The 15,809-nt window shown below is 69.2% G+C and carries 14 protein-coding genes; 10 read left to right on the top strand and 4 right to left on the bottom strand.

Features of this window, described 5'->3' with window-relative positions:
- Positions 1-159: 159 nt before the first annotated feature.
- From tkt to pgl, 6 genes are read left to right on the top strand one after another with little or no spacing between them, the layout of a single operon-like run.
- The gene (tkt, locus tag ABS642_RS02800; RefSeq protein WP_350352173.1) at positions 160-2,271 is read left to right on the top strand and encodes a transketolase; all 2,112 of its coding nucleotides are present in this window, start codon (positions 160-162) and stop codon (positions 2,269-2,271) included.
- Positions 2,268-3,380, top strand: coding sequence for a transaldolase (gene tal, locus ABS642_RS02795; RefSeq protein WP_350352172.1), 1,113 nt, complete (start codon positions 2,268-2,270; stop codon positions 3,378-3,380). Before tkt ends, tal begins: the two co-directional genes overlap by 4 nt.
- Positions 3,377-4,984: a glucose-6-phosphate isomerase gene (locus ABS642_RS02790; protein WP_282216953.1), complete on the top strand. Its 1,608-nt coding sequence runs from the start codon at positions 3,377-3,379 to the stop codon at positions 4,982-4,984. Before tal ends, ABS642_RS02790 begins: the two co-directional genes overlap by 4 nt.
- Positions 4,985-5,006: 22 nt before the next feature.
- Positions 5,007-6,557 (top strand): glucose-6-phosphate dehydrogenase, encoded by a 1,551-nt coding sequence (gene zwf / locus ABS642_RS02785; RefSeq protein WP_350352171.1) that lies wholly within the window; start codon positions 5,007-5,009, stop codon positions 6,555-6,557.
- Entirely contained in the window at positions 6,554-7,489 is a 936-nt protein-coding gene (locus ABS642_RS02780; RefSeq protein ID WP_350352170.1) for a glucose-6-phosphate dehydrogenase assembly protein OpcA, read from the top strand. The genes zwf and ABS642_RS02780 overlap by 4 nt, the downstream gene beginning before the upstream one ends.
- A gap of 5 nt (positions 7,490-7,494) precedes the next feature.
- The gene (gene pgl / locus ABS642_RS02775; protein WP_282216951.1) at positions 7,495-8,274 is read left to right on the top strand and encodes a 6-phosphogluconolactonase; all 780 of its coding nucleotides are present in this window, start codon (positions 7,495-7,497) and stop codon (positions 8,272-8,274) included.
- Positions 8,275-8,316: 42 nt separating this feature from the next.
- Here pgl and ABS642_RS02770 read toward each other — a convergent pair whose 3' ends face one another.
- Positions 8,317-9,387 (bottom strand): DMT family transporter, encoded by a 1,071-nt coding sequence (locus ABS642_RS02770; RefSeq protein WP_350352169.1) that lies wholly within the window; start codon positions 9,385-9,387, stop codon positions 8,317-8,319.
- Positions 9,388-9,430: 43 nt separating this feature from the next.
- Here ABS642_RS02770 and def point away from each other — a divergent pair, with 43 nt between their 5' ends.
- Together def and ABS642_RS02760 are read left to right on the top strand one after the other, a co-directional pair.
- On the top strand, positions 9,431-9,997 hold the full coding sequence (gene def / locus ABS642_RS02765; RefSeq protein WP_282216949.1) for a peptide deformylase: 567 nt from the start codon (positions 9,431-9,433) through the stop codon (positions 9,995-9,997).
- 129 nt (positions 9,998-10,126) lie between these two features.
- Positions 10,127-10,642: a septum formation family protein gene (locus ABS642_RS02760; protein WP_350352168.1), complete on the top strand. Its 516-nt coding sequence runs from the start codon at positions 10,127-10,129 to the stop codon at positions 10,640-10,642.
- A 70-nt stretch (positions 10,643-10,712) separates the two neighbouring features.
- Here ABS642_RS02760 and ABS642_RS02755 read toward each other — a convergent pair whose 3' ends face one another.
- Complete coding sequence (locus ABS642_RS02755) at positions 10,713-11,291, bottom strand: XRE family transcriptional regulator (RefSeq protein ID WP_282216947.1); 579 nt, start codon at positions 11,289-11,291, stop codon at positions 10,713-10,715.
- Between the two features lie 67 nt (positions 11,292-11,358).
- Between ABS642_RS02755 and ABS642_RS02750 the strand changes: the two genes are divergently transcribed.
- Both ABS642_RS02750 and ABS642_RS02745 read left to right on the top strand, forming a co-directional pair.
- On the top strand, positions 11,359-12,369 hold the full coding sequence (locus ABS642_RS02750; RefSeq protein WP_350352167.1) for an NAD(P)/FAD-dependent oxidoreductase: 1,011 nt from the start codon (positions 11,359-11,361) through the stop codon (positions 12,367-12,369).
- A complete protein-coding gene (locus ABS642_RS02745) occupies positions 12,366-13,043 on the top strand; it encodes a class I SAM-dependent methyltransferase (protein WP_350352166.1) in 678 nt (225 codons plus the stop codon). Before ABS642_RS02750 ends, ABS642_RS02745 begins: the two co-directional genes overlap by 4 nt.
- 34 nt (positions 13,044-13,077) lie before the next feature.
- Here ABS642_RS02745 and ABS642_RS02740 read toward each other — a convergent pair whose 3' ends face one another.
- On the bottom strand, positions 13,078-14,169 hold the full coding sequence (locus ABS642_RS02740; RefSeq protein ID WP_350352165.1) for an alcohol dehydrogenase catalytic domain-containing protein: 1,092 nt from the start codon (positions 14,167-14,169) through the stop codon (positions 13,078-13,080).
- Complete coding sequence (locus ABS642_RS02735) at positions 14,166-15,701, bottom strand: APC family permease (RefSeq protein WP_350352164.1); 1,536 nt, start codon at positions 15,699-15,701, stop codon at positions 14,166-14,168. The genes ABS642_RS02740 and ABS642_RS02735 overlap by 4 nt, the downstream gene beginning before the upstream one ends.
- Positions 15,702-15,809 lie beyond the last annotated feature (108 nt).

Raw genomic sequence — 15,809 nt, 5'->3', positions numbered from 1 at the left:
CGAGCCATGTGAAGCGTCGTAAAAGGGGGTAACGGAGCGACCCACGGGGCTATGCTGAAAAGACTCGCGCGCCCGGCGCTCATCCACCTCTTCCGTAACGATGCGGACCGCGATTGTTGCTTCCCGGGTGCTCTCGAACTGTTGGAGAAGGGCTTCACCGTGTCGGAATTGCAGTGGGATGAGATCGATCGGCGTGCGGTGGACACCGCCCGGATCCTGGCGGCGGATGCTGTGGAGAAGGTCGGCAACGGCCACCCCGGTACCGCGATGAGCCTGGCTCCCGCCGCGTATCTCCTCTACCAGCGTGTGCTGCGCCACGACCCGACCGATGTCGACTGGCTCGGCCGCGACCGCTTCATCCTCTCCGCGGGTCACTCCTCTCTGACGCAGTACGTCGAGCTGTACCTCGGCGGATTCGGCCTCGAGCTGGACGACCTCAAGGCGCTGCGCACGTGGGGCTCCCTCACCCCGGGTCACCCGGAGTACGGTCACACCAAGGGCGTCGAGATCACCACCGGCCCGCTCGGCCAGGGGCTCTCCTCCGCCGTCGGCTTCGCCTACGCCGCCCGCTACGAGCGCGGCCTGTTCGATCCGGATGCCGCTGCCGGCACCAGCCCGTTCGACCACTTCGTCTACGTGATCGCCGGTGACGGCGACCTGCAGGAGGGTGTCACGAGCGAGGCCTCCTCGCTCGCGGGCCACCAGCAGCTCGGCAACCTCATCGCGATCTACGACTCCAACCAGATCTCGATCGAGGACGACACGAACGTCGCCTTCACGGAAGACGTCGCGAAGCGCTACGAGGCCTACGGCTGGCAGGTGCAGGTCGTCGACTGGAAGAAGACCGGCGAGTACGTCGAGGACGTCGCCGAGCTCTACGCCGCCATCGAGGCCGCCAAGGGCGAGACCGCGAAGCCCTCGCTCATCATCCTCAAGACGATCATCGGCTGGCCGTCGCCCGGCAAGCAGAACTCCGGCAAGATCCACGGTTCCGCCCTCGGCGCCGACGAGCTCGCGGCGACCAAGAAGGTCCTCGGCTTCGACCCCGAGCAGAACTTCGCCGTCGCGGACGACGTGATCGCGCACACCCGCGGCCTGGCCGACCGTGCCGCCGAGGCGCGCGCGGCCTGGCAGGAGTCGTTCGACGCCTGGGCCGCCGCCAACCCGGAGCGCAAGCAGCTGCTCGACCGCCTCGAGTCGGGCGAGCTGCCCGCCGACATCGACGCCGCCCTGCCGGTCTTCGAGAGCGGCAAAGAGGTCTCGACCCGCGCGGCATCCGGGCAGGTCATCAACGCCCTCGCCGCCGAGCTCCCCGAGCTGTGGGGCGGATCTGCCGACCTCGCCGAGTCGAACCTCACGACGATCAAGGGCGCCCCGTCGTTCATCCCCACCGAGTGGTCGACGCACGAGTGGTCCGGCAACCCCTACGGCCGCGTGCTGCACTTCGGCATCCGCGAGCACGCGATGGGTGCCATCGTCAACGGCATCGTGCTGCACGGCCCGACCCGCCCGTTCGGCGGCACGTTCCTCATCTTCAGCGACTACATGCGCCCCTCGGTGCGTCTGGCCGCGCTGATGAACATCCCGAGCATCTTCGTCTGGACGCACGACTCCGTCGCGCTCGGCGAAGACGGCCCGACCCACCAGCCGATCGAGCAGCTCGCCACGCTCCGCGCGATCCCGAACTTCTCGGTCGTCCGCCCCGCCGACGCGAACGAGACGTCCGTCACGTGGCTCGAGATCCTCCGCCGTCAGGCCGGCCCGACCGGCATCGCCCTGACCCGCCAGAACATCCCGGTGTTCGAGCGCGGCGACGGCGCAGCATCCGGTGACGAGTTCGCCGCCGCCTCCGGCGCGGTCAAGGGCGCGTACGTGCTCGCCGAGGCGCCGAACGGCACGCCGGACGTCATCATCATCGCGACCGGGTCCGAGGTGCAGCTGGCCGTGAACGCCCGCGAGGCACTCGCCGCCGAGGGCGTGAACGTGCGCGTCGTCTCCGCTCCGTCGCTGGAGTGGTTCGACGAGCAGGACGAGGCGTACCGCGAGAGCGTGCTCCCGGCGGCCGTCACCGCCCGTGTCTCCGTCGAGGCGGGCTCCGTGCTCAGCTGGCGCGGGATCGTCGGCGACCGCGGTCGCTCGGTCGGCATCGACCACTTCGGCGCCTCCGCCGACTACAAGACCCTCTTCGAGAAGTTCGGCATCACCACCGAGGCCGTCATCGCGGCCGCACGCGAGACCATCGCCGCAAACAGCACCAAGGAGAACGCATGAGCACCCCCACCGCAGAGCTCGCCGCCGCAGGTGTCAGCATCTGGCTCGACGACCTGTCGCGCACCCGCATCTCCTCCGGCAACCTCGCCGAGCTGATCGAGTCCCGCAACGTCGTGGGCGTCACGACGAACCCGACGATCTTCGCGAACGCGATCACCGACAAGAGCAACACCTCGTACGACGCTCAGGTCACCGAGCTCGCCGCGTCCGGAGCCACGGCCGAGGAGGCCGTCTTCGCCGCCACGACGCAGGATGTCGCAGCCGCGCTCGACGTCTTCCGTCCTGTCTGGGAGAAGTCCGGCCACGTCGACGGTCGCGTGTCGATCGAGGTCTCCCCCGACCTCGCTCACGACACCGCGGGCACCGTGGCGCAGGCCAAGGAGCTGTGGGCCAAGATCGACCGGCCGAACCTGCTGGTCAAGATCCCCGCCACGAAGGCCGGGCTGCCCGCGATCGCCGAGGCCATCGGCGCCGGCATCAGCGTCAACGTCACGCTGATCTTCAGCCTGGAGCGCTACGCGGCGGTGATCGACGCCTACCTCACCGGGCTCGAGACGGCCAAGGCCGCCGGGATCGACCTCTCGACGATCCACTCGGTCGCGTCGTTCTTCGTCTCGCGCGTCGACACCGAGACCGACAAGCGTCTCTCCGCGATCGGAACGGATGCCGCCGAGGCGCTGAAGAGCAAGGCCGGTCTCGCCAACGCGCGCCTGGCCTACGAGCTGTTCGAGCAGACCTTCGCGGGCGACCGCGCCAAGGCTCTCCTCGACGCCGGCGCGAACCCGCAGCGCCCGCTGTGGGCGTCGACCGGCGTCAAGGACCCCGCTCTCCCCGACACGCTGTACGTCACCGAGCTGGTCGCCCGGGGCGTCGTCAACACGATGCCCGAGAAGACGCTCGAGGCGACGTTCGACCACGGCGTCGTCACCGGCGACACCATCACCGGCGGCTACGACGAGGCCCGCGCGGTCTTCGCCGGGCTCGCCGAGGTCGGCATCGACTTCGACGACGTCACCCAGGTGCTCGAGGATGAGGGCGTCGCGAAGTTCATCGACTCCTGGCACGACCTGCTCAGCCAGGTCGCCGAGGGCCTGGAGGCCCAGCGATGACGTTCTCCATCCACACGTCGGGCGCTCCTCGCGCCGCGATCGACGAGACGGTTCCCGGCCTCGTCCACGACCTCGTGGCCTCGCGCATCACGAACGGCGATCCGACGCTCTGGGGTGCCGCTGCCGAGGCCGAGGCGGCCGTCCGGCTCGGCTGGGTCGAGGCCGTCTCGATCTCCCGCCCGCTGGTCGCCGAGATCACGGCCCTCCGATCCGAGCTGCACGCCAAGGGCGTCACGCGTGTCGTGCTCGCCGGCATGGGCGGTTCCTCGCTCGCGCCCGAGGTCATCGCGCAGACGGCCGGCGTGCCGCTGACGATCCTCGACTCGACCGCACCCGGCCAGGTGCTCGCGGCCCTCGACGAGGGACTCGCCGACACCGCGCTGGTCGTGTCGTCCAAGTCCGGCTCCACGGTCGAGACGGACTCGCAGCGTCGCACCTTCGAGGCGGCGTTCCGCGATCTGGGCATCGACCCCACCGAGCGCATCGTCGTCGTGACCGACCCGGGCTCTCCGCTCGACGTCTCGGCACGCGAAGCCGGCTACCGCGTCTTCAACGCCGACCCCAACGTCGGCGGACGCTACTCGGCTCTCACGGCCTTCGGCCTCGTGCCGTCGGGCCTGGCCGGTGTGGACATCGACGAACTGCTGAACGAGGCCGAGGCCTCGCTGCTCGAGGTCGCCGTGGACTCTGCCGAGAACCCGGCGCTCCGCCTCGGGGCGGCGATCGCGGCGACCACTCCGCGCCGGGACAAGCTCGGCCTGATCACCGACGGGACCCACATCAACGGGCTCCCCGACTGGATCGAGCAGCTCATCGCGGAGTCCACCGGCAAGGACGGCACCGGCATCCTCCCGGTCGTCCTGCTCCCGGTCTCCCCCGAGCTCGACTCGAAGCCCGCCGACCTGCAGATCGTCCGTCTGGTCGACGACGCCAACGAGTTCCACCTGCACGAGCGTCACCCTGGCGAGATCCTCGTGAGCGGCACGCTCGGCGCACAGCTCATCGTCTGGGAGTACGCCACGGCGATCGCGGGGCACCTGCTCCGCATCAACCCGTTCGATCAGCCCGACGTCGAGTCGGCCAAGATCGCCGCACGCGGCCTGCTCGATGCGCGTCCGGAGCCCACCGCCCCGGCGTTCACCGAGAACGGCGTCGAGGTGCGCGTGTCCGACCCGGCTCTCGCCGCATCCGGCACGGTCGAGGGCGTGCTCGACGCGCTCTGGGCGCAGCTCCCGGCCGACGGATACGTGTCCATCCAGGCGTACGTCAACCGTCTCGAGGTCCCGCAGCTCCAGGGTCTGCGCGAGCTCGTGGCCGCCGACTCCGGCCGGCCGACGACGTTCGGATGGGGACCGCGGTTCCTGCACTCGACCGGCCAGTACCACAAGGGCGGACCGGCCCAGGGCGTGTTCCTGCAGATCCTCGAGCGCACCGATGTCGATCTCGAGATCCCGGACCGTCCGTTCACGTTCGGTCAGCTCATCCAGGCGCAGGCCGCCGGCGACGCGGGCGTGCTCGCGGAGCACGGGCGTCCCGTCGTCTCGCTGACGATCACCGAGTCCTCCGACGACGTGCTCGCCCTCTTCGAAGCCGCACAGAAGTAGACAGCAGGAGAATCCCCCACCGATGTCTGTTCCCATCTCGCGCGGGCACAACCCGCTGCGTGACCCCGATGATCGTCGCCTCAACCGGATCGCGGGGCCCAGCGCCCTCGTGATCTTCGGGGTCACCGGCGATCTGTCACGCAAGAAGCTCATGCCCGCCGTCTACGACCTGGCCAACCGCGGCCTCCTGCCGCCCGGGTTCGCCCTCGTGGGCTTCGCCCGACGCGACTGGGAGGACCAGGACTTCGCCCAGGTCGTCTACGACGCCGTCAAGCAGCATGCGCGCACGCCGTTCCGCGAGGAGACCTGGACGCAGCTGCTGCAGGGCATCCGGTTCGTCTCGGGCGAGTTCGACAACCCCGACTCGTTCCGCAAGCTCCGCGAGACGGTCGAGAAGCTCGACGTGGAACGCGGCACGATGGGCAACCACGCCTACTACCTGTCGATCCCGCCGAAGGACTTCCCGCTCGTCGCGAAGCAGCTGAAGGAGTCCGGACTCGTCGGGGAGGATGCCGACGACGACGAGAACTGGCGCCGCGTCGTCATCGAGAAGCCGTTCGGACACGACCTCGAGTCCGCGCGCGCCCTCAATGCCGCACTCGAAGTGGCGTTCCCCGCCGACTCGATCTTCCGCATCGACCACTACCTCGGCAAGGAGACGGTGCAGAACATCCTGGCGCTGCGCTTCGCCAACGAGCTGTACGAGCCGATCTGGAACCGCAACTACGTCGACCACGTGCAGATCACGATGGCCGAGGACATCGGCGTCGGCGGACGCGCCGGCTACTACGACGGCATCGGCGCAGCTCGAGACGTGATCCAGAACCACCTGCTGCAGCTCCTGGCCCTCACCGCGATGGAAGAGCCGATCAGTCTCTCGGCCGCGCACCTGCGTGCCGAGAAGGAGAAGGTGCTCGCTGCCGTCCACGTGCCGGAGGACCTCTCCCAGGCGACCGCGCGCGGCCAGTACGCGGGCGGGTGGCAGGGTGGCGAGCAGGTCACCGGCTTCCTCGACGAGGACGGGATGAACCCGGAGTCGACGACCGAGACCTACGCGGCGATCAAGCTCGAGATCGACACGCGGCGCTGGTCCGGAGTGCCGTTCTACCTGCGCACCGGCAAGCGACTCGGCCGCCGGGTCACCGAGATCGCCGTGGTGTTCAACCGCGCACCGCAGCACCTCTTCGGGCGCGGCAACGCCTCCGAGCTGGGGCAGAACGCCCTGGTCATCCGCGTGCAGCCCGATGAGGGTGTCACGATCCGCTTCGGCTCGAAGGTGCCGGGCAGCGGATCGAACGTGCGCGACGTCACGATGGACTTCGGATACGGCCATGCCTTCACCGAAGCCAGCCCCGAGGCCTATGAGCGCCTGATCCTCGACGTCCTGCTGGGCGATCCGCCGCTGTTCCCGCGGCACGAGGAGGTCGAGCTCTCCTGGAAGATCCTCGACCCGGTGGAGAAGTACTGGGCAGCCGTCGGCGGCCCGGTCGAGCAGTACGCGCCAGGCTCGTGGGGACCGGCATCCGCCGACGACCTGCTGGCCCGCGACGGACGAGTCTGGAGACGCCCGTGATCATCGACCTTCCCGACACGACCGTCAGCCAGGTCGCGAAGCAGCTCGTCAAGGTGCGTGAAGACGGCGGCGCCGTCGCCCTCGGGCGCGTGCTCACGCTGGTCATCTCGGCGCGCAACGGCGTCGCAGAGGCAGCGATCGACGCGGCCAACGACGCCTCCCGCGAGCACCCGATGCGCGTGATCGTGCTCACCACCGGCGAGGGAGAGTCCCGTCTCGACGCGCAGATCCGCGTCGGCGGCGACGCCGGAGCCAGTGAGGTCGTGGTGCTCCGCGCCTTCGGAGACGCCGCCAGCAACGAGGAGAGCCTGCTCACGGGCCTTCTGCTGCCGGACGCCCCCGTGGTCGCCTGGTGGCCCGAGGAGGCGCCGGAGTCCCCCGCGACGTCGCCGCTCGGGCGCATCGCGCAGCGCCGGATCACCGACGCCGCGACCGCTCCGGATGTGCGCGATCGGCTCGCGCTGCTCGGCCGCACGCACGCTCCGGGCGACACCGACCTCGCGTGGACCCGCCTGACGCACTGGCGCGAACAGCTCGCTGCCGTGCTCGACCAGCCCCCGTACGAATCCATCACGGATGTCGAGGTCCGCGGAGCGGCAGCCTCGCCGTCCACGGCGCTGCTCGCGGCCTGGCTGCAGATGGCGCTGGAGGTTCCGGTGCGCTGGTCCTACGAGGAACCCGATCACTGGCAGGAGGGGATCAAGTCGGTGCGCCTCACACGCGAATCCGGCGACATCCTGCTCGAGCGTCCGACACCGGGCGTCGCGGTCCTGACGCAGCCCGATCAGCCGAACCACGATCTGCACCTGCCGCGTCGCACGCTGCGGGAGTGCCTCGCGGAGGAGCTGCGACGGCTCGACCCGGATGTCCTGTACGGTCGAGTGATCACCGAGGGCTGGGAGAAGCTGGGTCCGCCTGAGACGGGAGAGTGAAGTCGATGCAGGTTTCGTCCGCAGAGAAGCGGGTCGTGGTCGAGGCCACACCTGCCGCCGTCGCCTCCCGGGTCGCCGACCGTTTCCTCGCACGCGTCCGTGCGCGCACGCGGAACGGTCGGATCGCTCACATCGCCCTCACCGGCGGTTCGATGGGCGGGGCGGTGCTGCGCACGGCTGCGGAGGATCCTCGCGTGTCGGAGATCGATTGGTCACTGGTCCACTTCTGGTGGGGCGACGAGCGCTTCGTTCCCCGTGACGACCCCGACCGCAACTCCCTGCAGTCGCGTCGCGCGCTGCTCGACCACATCCCGGTGCCCTCGGAGAACGTGCACGAGGTCGCGGGCCCCGACAGCGGGCTCACCCTCGACGAGTCCGCCGCGGCATATGCGGCCGATCTCGCGCGGTACAGCACGGACGAGCATCCCTGGCCGTCGTTCGCCGTCTGCTTCCTGGGCGTCGGACCCGACGGACACATCGCCTCCCTGTTCCCGGATCGCGACGAGGTCACGGTGACGGACGCCGCGGCTCTGCCCGTGCGCAACTCGCCGAAGCCTCCGCCCGAGCGGGTGACGCTCACGCGACCCGTCCTGAACTCGTCCAAGCGCGTCTGGCTCGTCCTGACCGGAGCCGACAAGGCGTCCGCCCTCGGACTGGCGCTGGCCGGCGCGAGCTACACGAGCGTCCCGGCTGCCGGGGCGAAGGGCCGCAAGCGCACGGTGTTCTTCGTCGACGAGGCGGCGGCCGCAGAGGTCTCCCCCGACCTCATCGACCAGGCCTACTGAGGCTCCTCCACCGCGACGGTTTCGCGGCGTCGACGCGCTCGGCTAGGGAACGTCGGGCCGGGTCTGATCCGTCTGCGGCCAGGCATCCGACCGGCTCGACGGCTCCGTCGTGCCGGGATCTGAGGCGGGCTGCGACGGATCGCTGCCCCGCACGATCGGCAGTTCCTGGCTCTCGCTCAGCACCTGCGGGTGGTATCGGGCGAGATTGACGACGCCCCAGACTGCGATGGCCCCGGCGACGCCGAAGATGATGAACACCCACCACGGCGCGGCCGCGGCCTCGCCGAGCACGATCATGCCGATCAGGACAGCGATGAGCGGGTCCACGACCGTGAGGCCGGCGATGACGAGGTCCGGCGGCCCGGAGCTGTAGGCGGTCTGCACGAAGTACGCGCCGACCGACGCTGCCGCGAGGAGCGCGACCACGCAGATGGCGGTGATCCATTCGAACTGGCCGGCTTCGATGCGCTTGATGACGACCTTCGCGAGAGTGGCGACGAAGCCGTAGAGGATGCCGGCGCCGATCACGTAGAACAGCGCGCGCATACGGTGACGGAGGACGAGCCAGCACGCCCCCAGCACGATGATCACGACGAGGAGGAGGGCGAGGATCACGAACAGTTCGCGCTCGGTGACCTCCTTCTCGGTGGCGTAGATGGCCGCGAAGAAGACGAAGAGGAAGATGCCGCCGACGCAGAAGATGATTGCCGTGAGCGACTTCCTGGTCGGCGAATGGCCGGAGATGCGCGCGTTCAGGAGGGTCGTGATCACGAGCGCGATCGCGCCGAGCGGCTGCACCACGATGAGCGGAGCCTTGACGAGCGCCGCGAGCTGACACACGATCGCGAGCCCGAGCATGAGCGTGCCGAGGATCCACGACGGGCGGGTCAGGAGCGCCTTGATCTGGCCTCCGGTGAGTCCGGTGGTGCCGTCGGAGCCGCTCAGTCGCTCGACCTTCTCGACGCCGCGATGCTGGTACTGCGCGCCGAGGGACATGAACACCGCACCGGCGAGGGCCAGTGGGATTCCGAGCAGAAGTCCGGGGTTCTGGAAGGCGCCGACGAGCTGTTCGCCGACCTCTTCGGCCGTATTCGTCCACACCCCAGCGCTCACACTACGACCCTACCTGGCACTTCCCGCCCAGTAGGGTTGTGACGTGGCTGTACTTCCGATTCGCATCATGGGCGACCCCGTGCTTCACTCCCCCGCCTCCGCCGTCGAGGAGATCACGGACGAGATCCGCACACTCGTCGCCGACATGTTCGAGACGATGGATACCGCACCGGGAGTCGGGCTCGCCGCACCGCAGGTCGGCGTTCCGCTGCGCATCTACACCTACGCGTATGTGGACGATGACGATCAGCCCTGGCGCGGCGTGCTCATCAACCCCGTGCTGTGGATCGCACCGATCGAGCCGGGCGATCCCGACCCCGATCTGGAGTCGGAGGGATGCCTCTCCTTCCCCGGGGAGCGATTCCCCCTTCGTCGTTCCGAGCGGGTGCACCTGACGGCGACCGATCTGGACGGGCAGCCCGTCACGATCGACGTAGACGGCTGGCGCGCACGGATCATGCAGCACGAGTTCGACCATCTCGACGGCATCCTCTACGTCGACCGTCTCTCCGACGGAGACTGGAAGACCGTTCAGAAGATCGCGCGCAAGCGCGGCTGGGGGCGCCCAGGAGCGAGCTGGATGCCGGGCGTCGACGACCTCGAGGGCTGAGTCCGCTCCCAGCCGGATCACAGCGTCTGTGGAGTTGCGTCATAGACTCCGCGGCGGCTAGCGTGAGTTCGCGCGACCGAAATTTCGGCATGCCCGCGCATCAAGAGGCTCTGTGGAGGGGACACAATCATGATGAAACTGCGCAATCGACGCGCTCTGATGCTCGCAGGAACCGCGGTGGCGCTCTCCATCGCTCTGAGTGGCTGCAGCGCCATCAACAGCATTCTCGGGAGCGGCTCCGGCGACGCCGACCGCGACGAGGAGACCGGACAGGTCACCGAGAGCTCGAACATCGATGTCTTCGCGCTGAAGGTCGGGGACTGCAAGATGTCCAGCGCGACGGGTCTCATCGAGGCCGTCGACGTCGTGCCGTGCGAAGAGCCGCACGACGAAGAGGTCTACCACGAGTTCTCGATGGAGGACGGCGAGTTCTCCGAAGAGGCCGTCGACGCGGCGACCGAAGGCTGCATCGGCGATGCCTTCACCACGTTCGTCGGCGTCATCTGGGACGAGTCGACCCTCGACGTCTACCCGATCACCCCGACCAAGGAGACCTGGGACCAGCTCAACGACCGCGTGATCCAGTGCGTGATCTCCGACCCGGCGGGCCCGGTCACCGGCACCCTCGCAGGCGCCGCACGCTGATCTGAAAAGCAGTCGGCTGTCTGAGTGACATCCGGAGAGGGCCTCGCCGTTCGGCGGGGCCCTCTCTGCATCAAGAGGCGGCCGGACGTGCGCGCAGGTGGATGCGCTTGCCGTCTTTGCTGAAGATGGACACGATCTCGGCCGGACCCGGACCCGCGGCCGACAGCCAATGCGGAACCCGGGTGTCGAACTCCGCCGCCTCGCCAGGCCCGAGCGTCACGTCCTGATCGCCCAGCACCAGTCGCAGACGGCCCGAGATCACGTAGAGCCATTCCTGACCGTCGTGCACTTTCGGCTGCGGCACGGCGGTGATGCCGACGGGGCGGGCGGGGAAGGTGACCTTGTAGGTCTGCACAGGGCTCGACGCCGGCGAGAGCGATTCGTAGCGGATGCCCTCGACCTCCCTGGTCGTCCGCGACACCCGGGGGTCGGGAACGGCGCGCGGCACGATGTCGTCGAGGCCGAGGCCGAGTGCACGCGCGATCGGCACGAGCAGCTCGAGGTTCGGTGCCCGTTTGCCTGCCTCCAGGCGCGACAGAGTGCTCGGAGAGATGTCCGTCAGCGCGGAGAGGTCCGCGAGAGTCATGCTGCGCTTCTCCCGCCAGCTCTTGAGGCGAGGGCCGATGAGGGACAGGGAATCGTCGGGCACGTCGTCTCCATTTGCTGATTCGGCACGGATAGTTGCCGAAAGCGTATCAGGCGCGGATGCTGAGAACATGACCGACGCCACTACTCCCCCCACCGTCCCCGCCCATCCCTCCGAGTCCTCGACGGCTCCGATCTCGGACGAGCACTGGGACGTCATCATCATCGGCGGAGGCGCAGCCGGCCTGAGTGCCGCGCTCATCCTCGCGCGAGCCCGGCGCCGAGTGCTGGTGCTCGACGCCCAGGAGCCGCGCAACCGGTTCGCGCCTCACATGCACGGCGTGCTGAGCCGGGACGGCTACTCTCCGCTCGACCTGGTCGCCGACGGCTACCGGGAGGTGCGCGCCGTCGACGGCGTGATCGTCGACGCCCGCGTCGCCACGACCCGCACGATTGCCGACGGGTTCGAGGTCGTCACCGAGGCCGGTGCACGTGCGACCGCCCGGCGCCTCATCGTCGCCACAGGAGCGCGCGACCTGCTGCCCGAGATCCCCGGACTGGCCGACCAGTGGGGTCGGGGCGTCGTCGCCTGCCCCTACTGCGACGGATACGAAGCCCGAGAGCGTGCGATCGGCGTGTTGGCGACCTCGGTGGCCGGCCTGCACAAGGCGCACATGCTGCGGTCCTACTCGGAGGACATCACGGTGTTCACCGGGCTCATCGACGGTCTCCCCGACGAGGAGCGACTCGTCCTCGAAGCGCGCGGGATGCGTGTGGAGACCCGTGCCGTCACCCATGTGGTCGCCTCCTCCGGCGAGCTCACCGCCCTCGGCCTGGATGACGGCTCGACGATCCCCGTCGACGTCGTGTTCGCCGAACCGGCTCTGGTCGCGCTCGATGAGCCGCTGCGCCAGCTCGGAGCCGAGCGCGTCGACACGCCGATGGGGCCGTGGACCGCTGTCGACGCGCTCGGACGAACAAGTGTCGACGGCGTCTGGGCCGTGGGGAATGCAGCGAATCCGGGCGCACTCGTTCCGATCGCCGCCGGTTCCGGCGCAGCCGCGGCCCTCGCACTGAACGGGGAGTTCGTGGCGCTGGACGTCGCCGCTGCCGCCGATCGGGTCACGCGGGTCGCATCATGAGTGACGCCGGGCACTCCGTCGATCCGGTGACGGACCCTGCGGAGTTCTGGGAAGCGCGCTATCGAAGCACCCGCGGCGAGCACGGGAGAGTGTGGAGCGGTCAGGTGAACGCGGCCGTGGAGCGCGAGGTCGCGGGTCTCACTCCCGGCACGGCTCTCGACCTGGGCTGCGGCGAAGGGGGCGACGCGCTGTGGCTCGCTGCGAACGGATGGACCGTGACGGCGATCGACATCTCCGCGGCCGCGCTCGACGTCGGCAGGGCGGAGGCGCAACGTGCGGGACTCGCCGACCGGATCCACTGGGTCCGCGGCGATCTCTCGACGTGGGAGCCGACCTCGGCGTTCGATCTCGTGACCTCGGCGTTCCTGCACTCCCCCGTCGAGCTGCCGCGAGACGAGGTGCTGCGCCGCGCGGCATCCGCTGTGGCGCCCGGCGGGCGGCTCCTCGTCGTCGGACACGGAGCAGCCCCACCAGGTTCGAAGCTCAACCACCACGACCACGACGGGCCGCCGCTGCCGACCACCGACGAGGTGCTCGAGTCGCTCGCCCTGACCGACGAGTGGATCACGGAGACCCGGGCGATGGTGGAGAGGTCCGCGATCTGGCGCGACGGCTCGACGGTGACGCTCGTCGACGCCGTGCTGCGCGTGAGGCGGTCCGGCCCGCGCGCATAGGGTGCGCGCCATCGCAGCATGGTCGCCGCCTCGACTATGGAACGAGGATTCCGCGCAGGCCGATGCCTGCGCGGAGCTCCTCGAAGGCGATCTCCGCCTCGGCGAGCGGGCGCGTCGTACCCACGAGATCGCCGAGCGGCAGGCGGCCGTCGAGGAACAGACGCGCGAGGCGCGGGATGTCGACAGCACCGACGCTCGAACCGTAGTTGCATCCCAGCAGGCTCTTGCCCTGGTCGGCGAGGTCGAAGGCGTCGATCCCCACCTTGGCACCGATCGGCGGCATGCCGACCACCACGGCGGCACCGCCCGAACGCACCATCGCCGGGAGCTGCTCGATGAGAGCGGGGCGGCCGACGGCCTCGAAGGCGTAGTCCGCGCCACCGAGGTGCTCCTGACACCACGCCGGGACATCGACCGTCGCACCGTCGAGTGTCGCGGTCGCTCCGAAATGCGCGGCCGCCGCGCGACGCTCCGCTGACAGGTCGACGGCGATGATCGCTCCCGCCCCCGCGAGACGCAGGCCCATGATGATCGCGAGCCCGACTCCCCCGCAACCGACCACCACGGCCGTGTCACCGGGCCGGACGCCGGCCGTGTTCACCGCGGCACCGACCCCGGTCGTGACCGCGCAGCCGAGCAGCGCGCCGACGTCGAACGGCAGTTCCTGCGGCACCTTGATCGCCGCTGTCCGTGGCACGACCACGTTCTTCGTGAACGCGCCCAAGCCCAGGAACGGCCACACCGGCTCACCATCCTCCTCGAAAGCCGTGCCGCCGTCCGGCAGCACGTTCTCCACCGCACGAGTGCCGGTGCACAGCCATGCTCTGCCGGCGGCGCAGCGATCGCAGCGACCGCACGGGGCGAACCAGGAGAGGACGACGTGGTCGCCCCGCTCCAGGTCCACGCCGGCGCCGACGGCCGTCACGACGCCGGCAGCCTCGTGTCCGAGCACGAGCGGGCGATCCTCCGGCCAGTCGCCGTTCAGGATATGGAGATCGGAGTGGCAGACGCCGGCGGCACGGATCTCGACGGCGACCTCGCCCGCGCGCGGAGCGCGGACGGCGACCTCTCGGACGCGCATGCCGGATCCCGGCTCGAACACGACGGCGGGGTTCGTGACGGTCATCGTCCGGTCTCCTTCTCCGTCCGGTCGCCTCGCTGGGCTGCGGCCGCCGCGTCCTGGACCTCGAGGTGCGGCTTGCGCACCACGAGATACCCGATGCCGATCAGGATGAGCGCACTGAACACGACGATCACCGCCCATACCTGCACCCACGCACCGGATGCCGGGGCGAGCTCCGCCCTGGGCCACGCGACGTTGACGACCTCGAACGCGAGCCACGCCACCGCGAGGATGTTGATGATCAAGCCGAAGCGTCCCGGAGCGAACGAGCCACGGCTCGGATCCCAGCGTCCGTTCAGGCGTGCCCACAGCGCGACCACGGCGACGATCAGGAAGACGATGTAGAAGCCACCCGAGCCGAACGAGATCAGCGTGGCTGCCGCATTGCCGTTCAGGCCCAGCAGCAGGCCGAGTCCCGCGAGCACCGCTGTGGTGATGAGCGCGACGTGCGGGATCTCCTTCTTGCCGATCCGCGAAAGCGGCGTGGAGAACGGGATCTGGCGGTCACGGGCGAAGCTGTACACCATGCGGCCGATGTAGGTCTGGATCGAGACCGCGCAGGCGAAGAAGGCGATGAGGACCACGACGATGAACGGCTTCTCCGTCCAGGCGCCGAAGGCCTCGGTGACGGAGGCCAGCACGGGGTCGCCGACCTCGCCGGTCACGGCACGAGCCGGATCCCGCAACGAGAGGGTGACCGCCGTACCGCTCAACAGCACCGTGATGCCGACGAAGAGGAAGGAGAGCAGCATCGCCCGAGGCACCGTACGACGCGGTTCATGCGCTTCCTCGGCGACCTGTGTCGTCGCGTCGAAGCCGAGGAACGCCCAGCCGGCCACCGCGAGACAGGTGAGGATCCCCGCGAGCGTCGATCCGCCGGAGTTCTCCTCCGCTCCCAGGGTCTGCACGAGGATCCCGATGTCGTTGTGGAGGAAGAAGACGAGCAGCAGCACGCTGACCACGATCGAGGCGACGCCCTCGGCGATGATCCCGGCGCTCAGGAAGTGCTTGACCGGGTTCACGCCGAGCAGGTTGATACCGAGAGCGACCACGAGGAAGACCGCGCCGTAGAGCACGAGGCCTCCGGCGCTGTCCGAGGCGTCGCCGACGAGCGCCTTCATCCAGATCCCGCCCAGGTAGGCGACCGTCGAGAGCGATGCGATGGCCGCCGCGAGGTAGATCCACCCGGTCATCCAGCCGAGCTTCGGACCGGCGAGGCGTCGTACCCACTGGTAGACGCCTCCCGTCATCGGGAACTGGGAGGAGAGTTGCGCGTAGACGGTCGCCACCAGCAGTTGGCCGATGAACGCGATCAGCACGGCCCAGATCCAGACGGGCCCCGAGAACACGAATCCGAGCTGGATGACGGCGTAGATCCCGACGACCGGTGAGATCGTCGCGAAGCCGAGGGCGAAGACCGCCCAAGGCGAGAGAGCGCGCTTGAGCTCTTGCTTGTAGCCGTAGTCTGCGAGCTCGTTCTCATCGTGGCCGACTTCTGCGGTTCGCCCGGATGATCGAGAGGAGGGTGTGGACATATCGGGGTGCCTTTCGCCGTTGAGAGATCGGTCGGATCGTCATCGATCAGTCGATCGGAACCCGGAGGTCCTCGTCGTCTCGAACAGTCAGTCGTCTTCTTCCGGCTG

Origin of the sequence: Microbacterium sp. A8/3-1 (genome assembly GCF_040267695.1) — a bacterium.
GTDB classification, from domain to species: Bacteria; Actinomycetota; Actinomycetes; order Actinomycetales; family Microbacteriaceae; genus Microbacterium; species Microbacterium luteolum.
Note: the sequence above shows the minus strand (reverse complement) of the source record. Positions and strands in the feature narration are given on the sequence as shown.

Bases quoted from the DNA above. Each gene is read 5' to 3' on its own strand.
- zwf (WP_350352171.1), top strand. From the start codon at position 5,007: ATGTCTGTTCCCATCTCGCGCGGGCACAACCCGCTGCGTGACCCCGAT.
- ABS642_RS02750 (WP_350352167.1), top strand. From the start codon at position 11,359: ATGACCGACGCCACTACTCCCCCCACCGTCCCCGCCCATCCCTCCGAG.
- ABS642_RS02790 (WP_282216953.1), top strand. From the start codon at position 3,377: ATGACGTTCTCCATCCACACGTCGGGCGCTCCTCGCGCCGCGATCGAC.
- pgl (WP_282216951.1), top strand. From the start codon at position 7,495: ATGCAGGTTTCGTCCGCAGAGAAGCGGGTCGTGGTCGAGGCCACACCT.
- ABS642_RS02735 (WP_350352164.1), bottom strand. From the start codon at position 15,701: ATGTCCACACCCTCCTCTCGATCATCCGGGCGAACCGCAGAAGTCGGC.
- ABS642_RS02740 (WP_350352165.1), bottom strand. From the start codon at position 14,169: ATGACCGTCACGAACCCCGCCGTCGTGTTCGAGCCGGGATCCGGCATG.
- ABS642_RS02760 (WP_350352168.1), top strand. From the start codon at position 10,127: ATGATGAAACTGCGCAATCGACGCGCTCTGATGCTCGCAGGAACCGCG.
- tal (WP_350352172.1), top strand. From the start codon at position 2,268: ATGAGCACCCCCACCGCAGAGCTCGCCGCCGCAGGTGTCAGCATCTGG.
- ABS642_RS02745 (WP_350352166.1), top strand. From the start codon at position 12,366: ATGAGTGACGCCGGGCACTCCGTCGATCCGGTGACGGACCCTGCGGAG.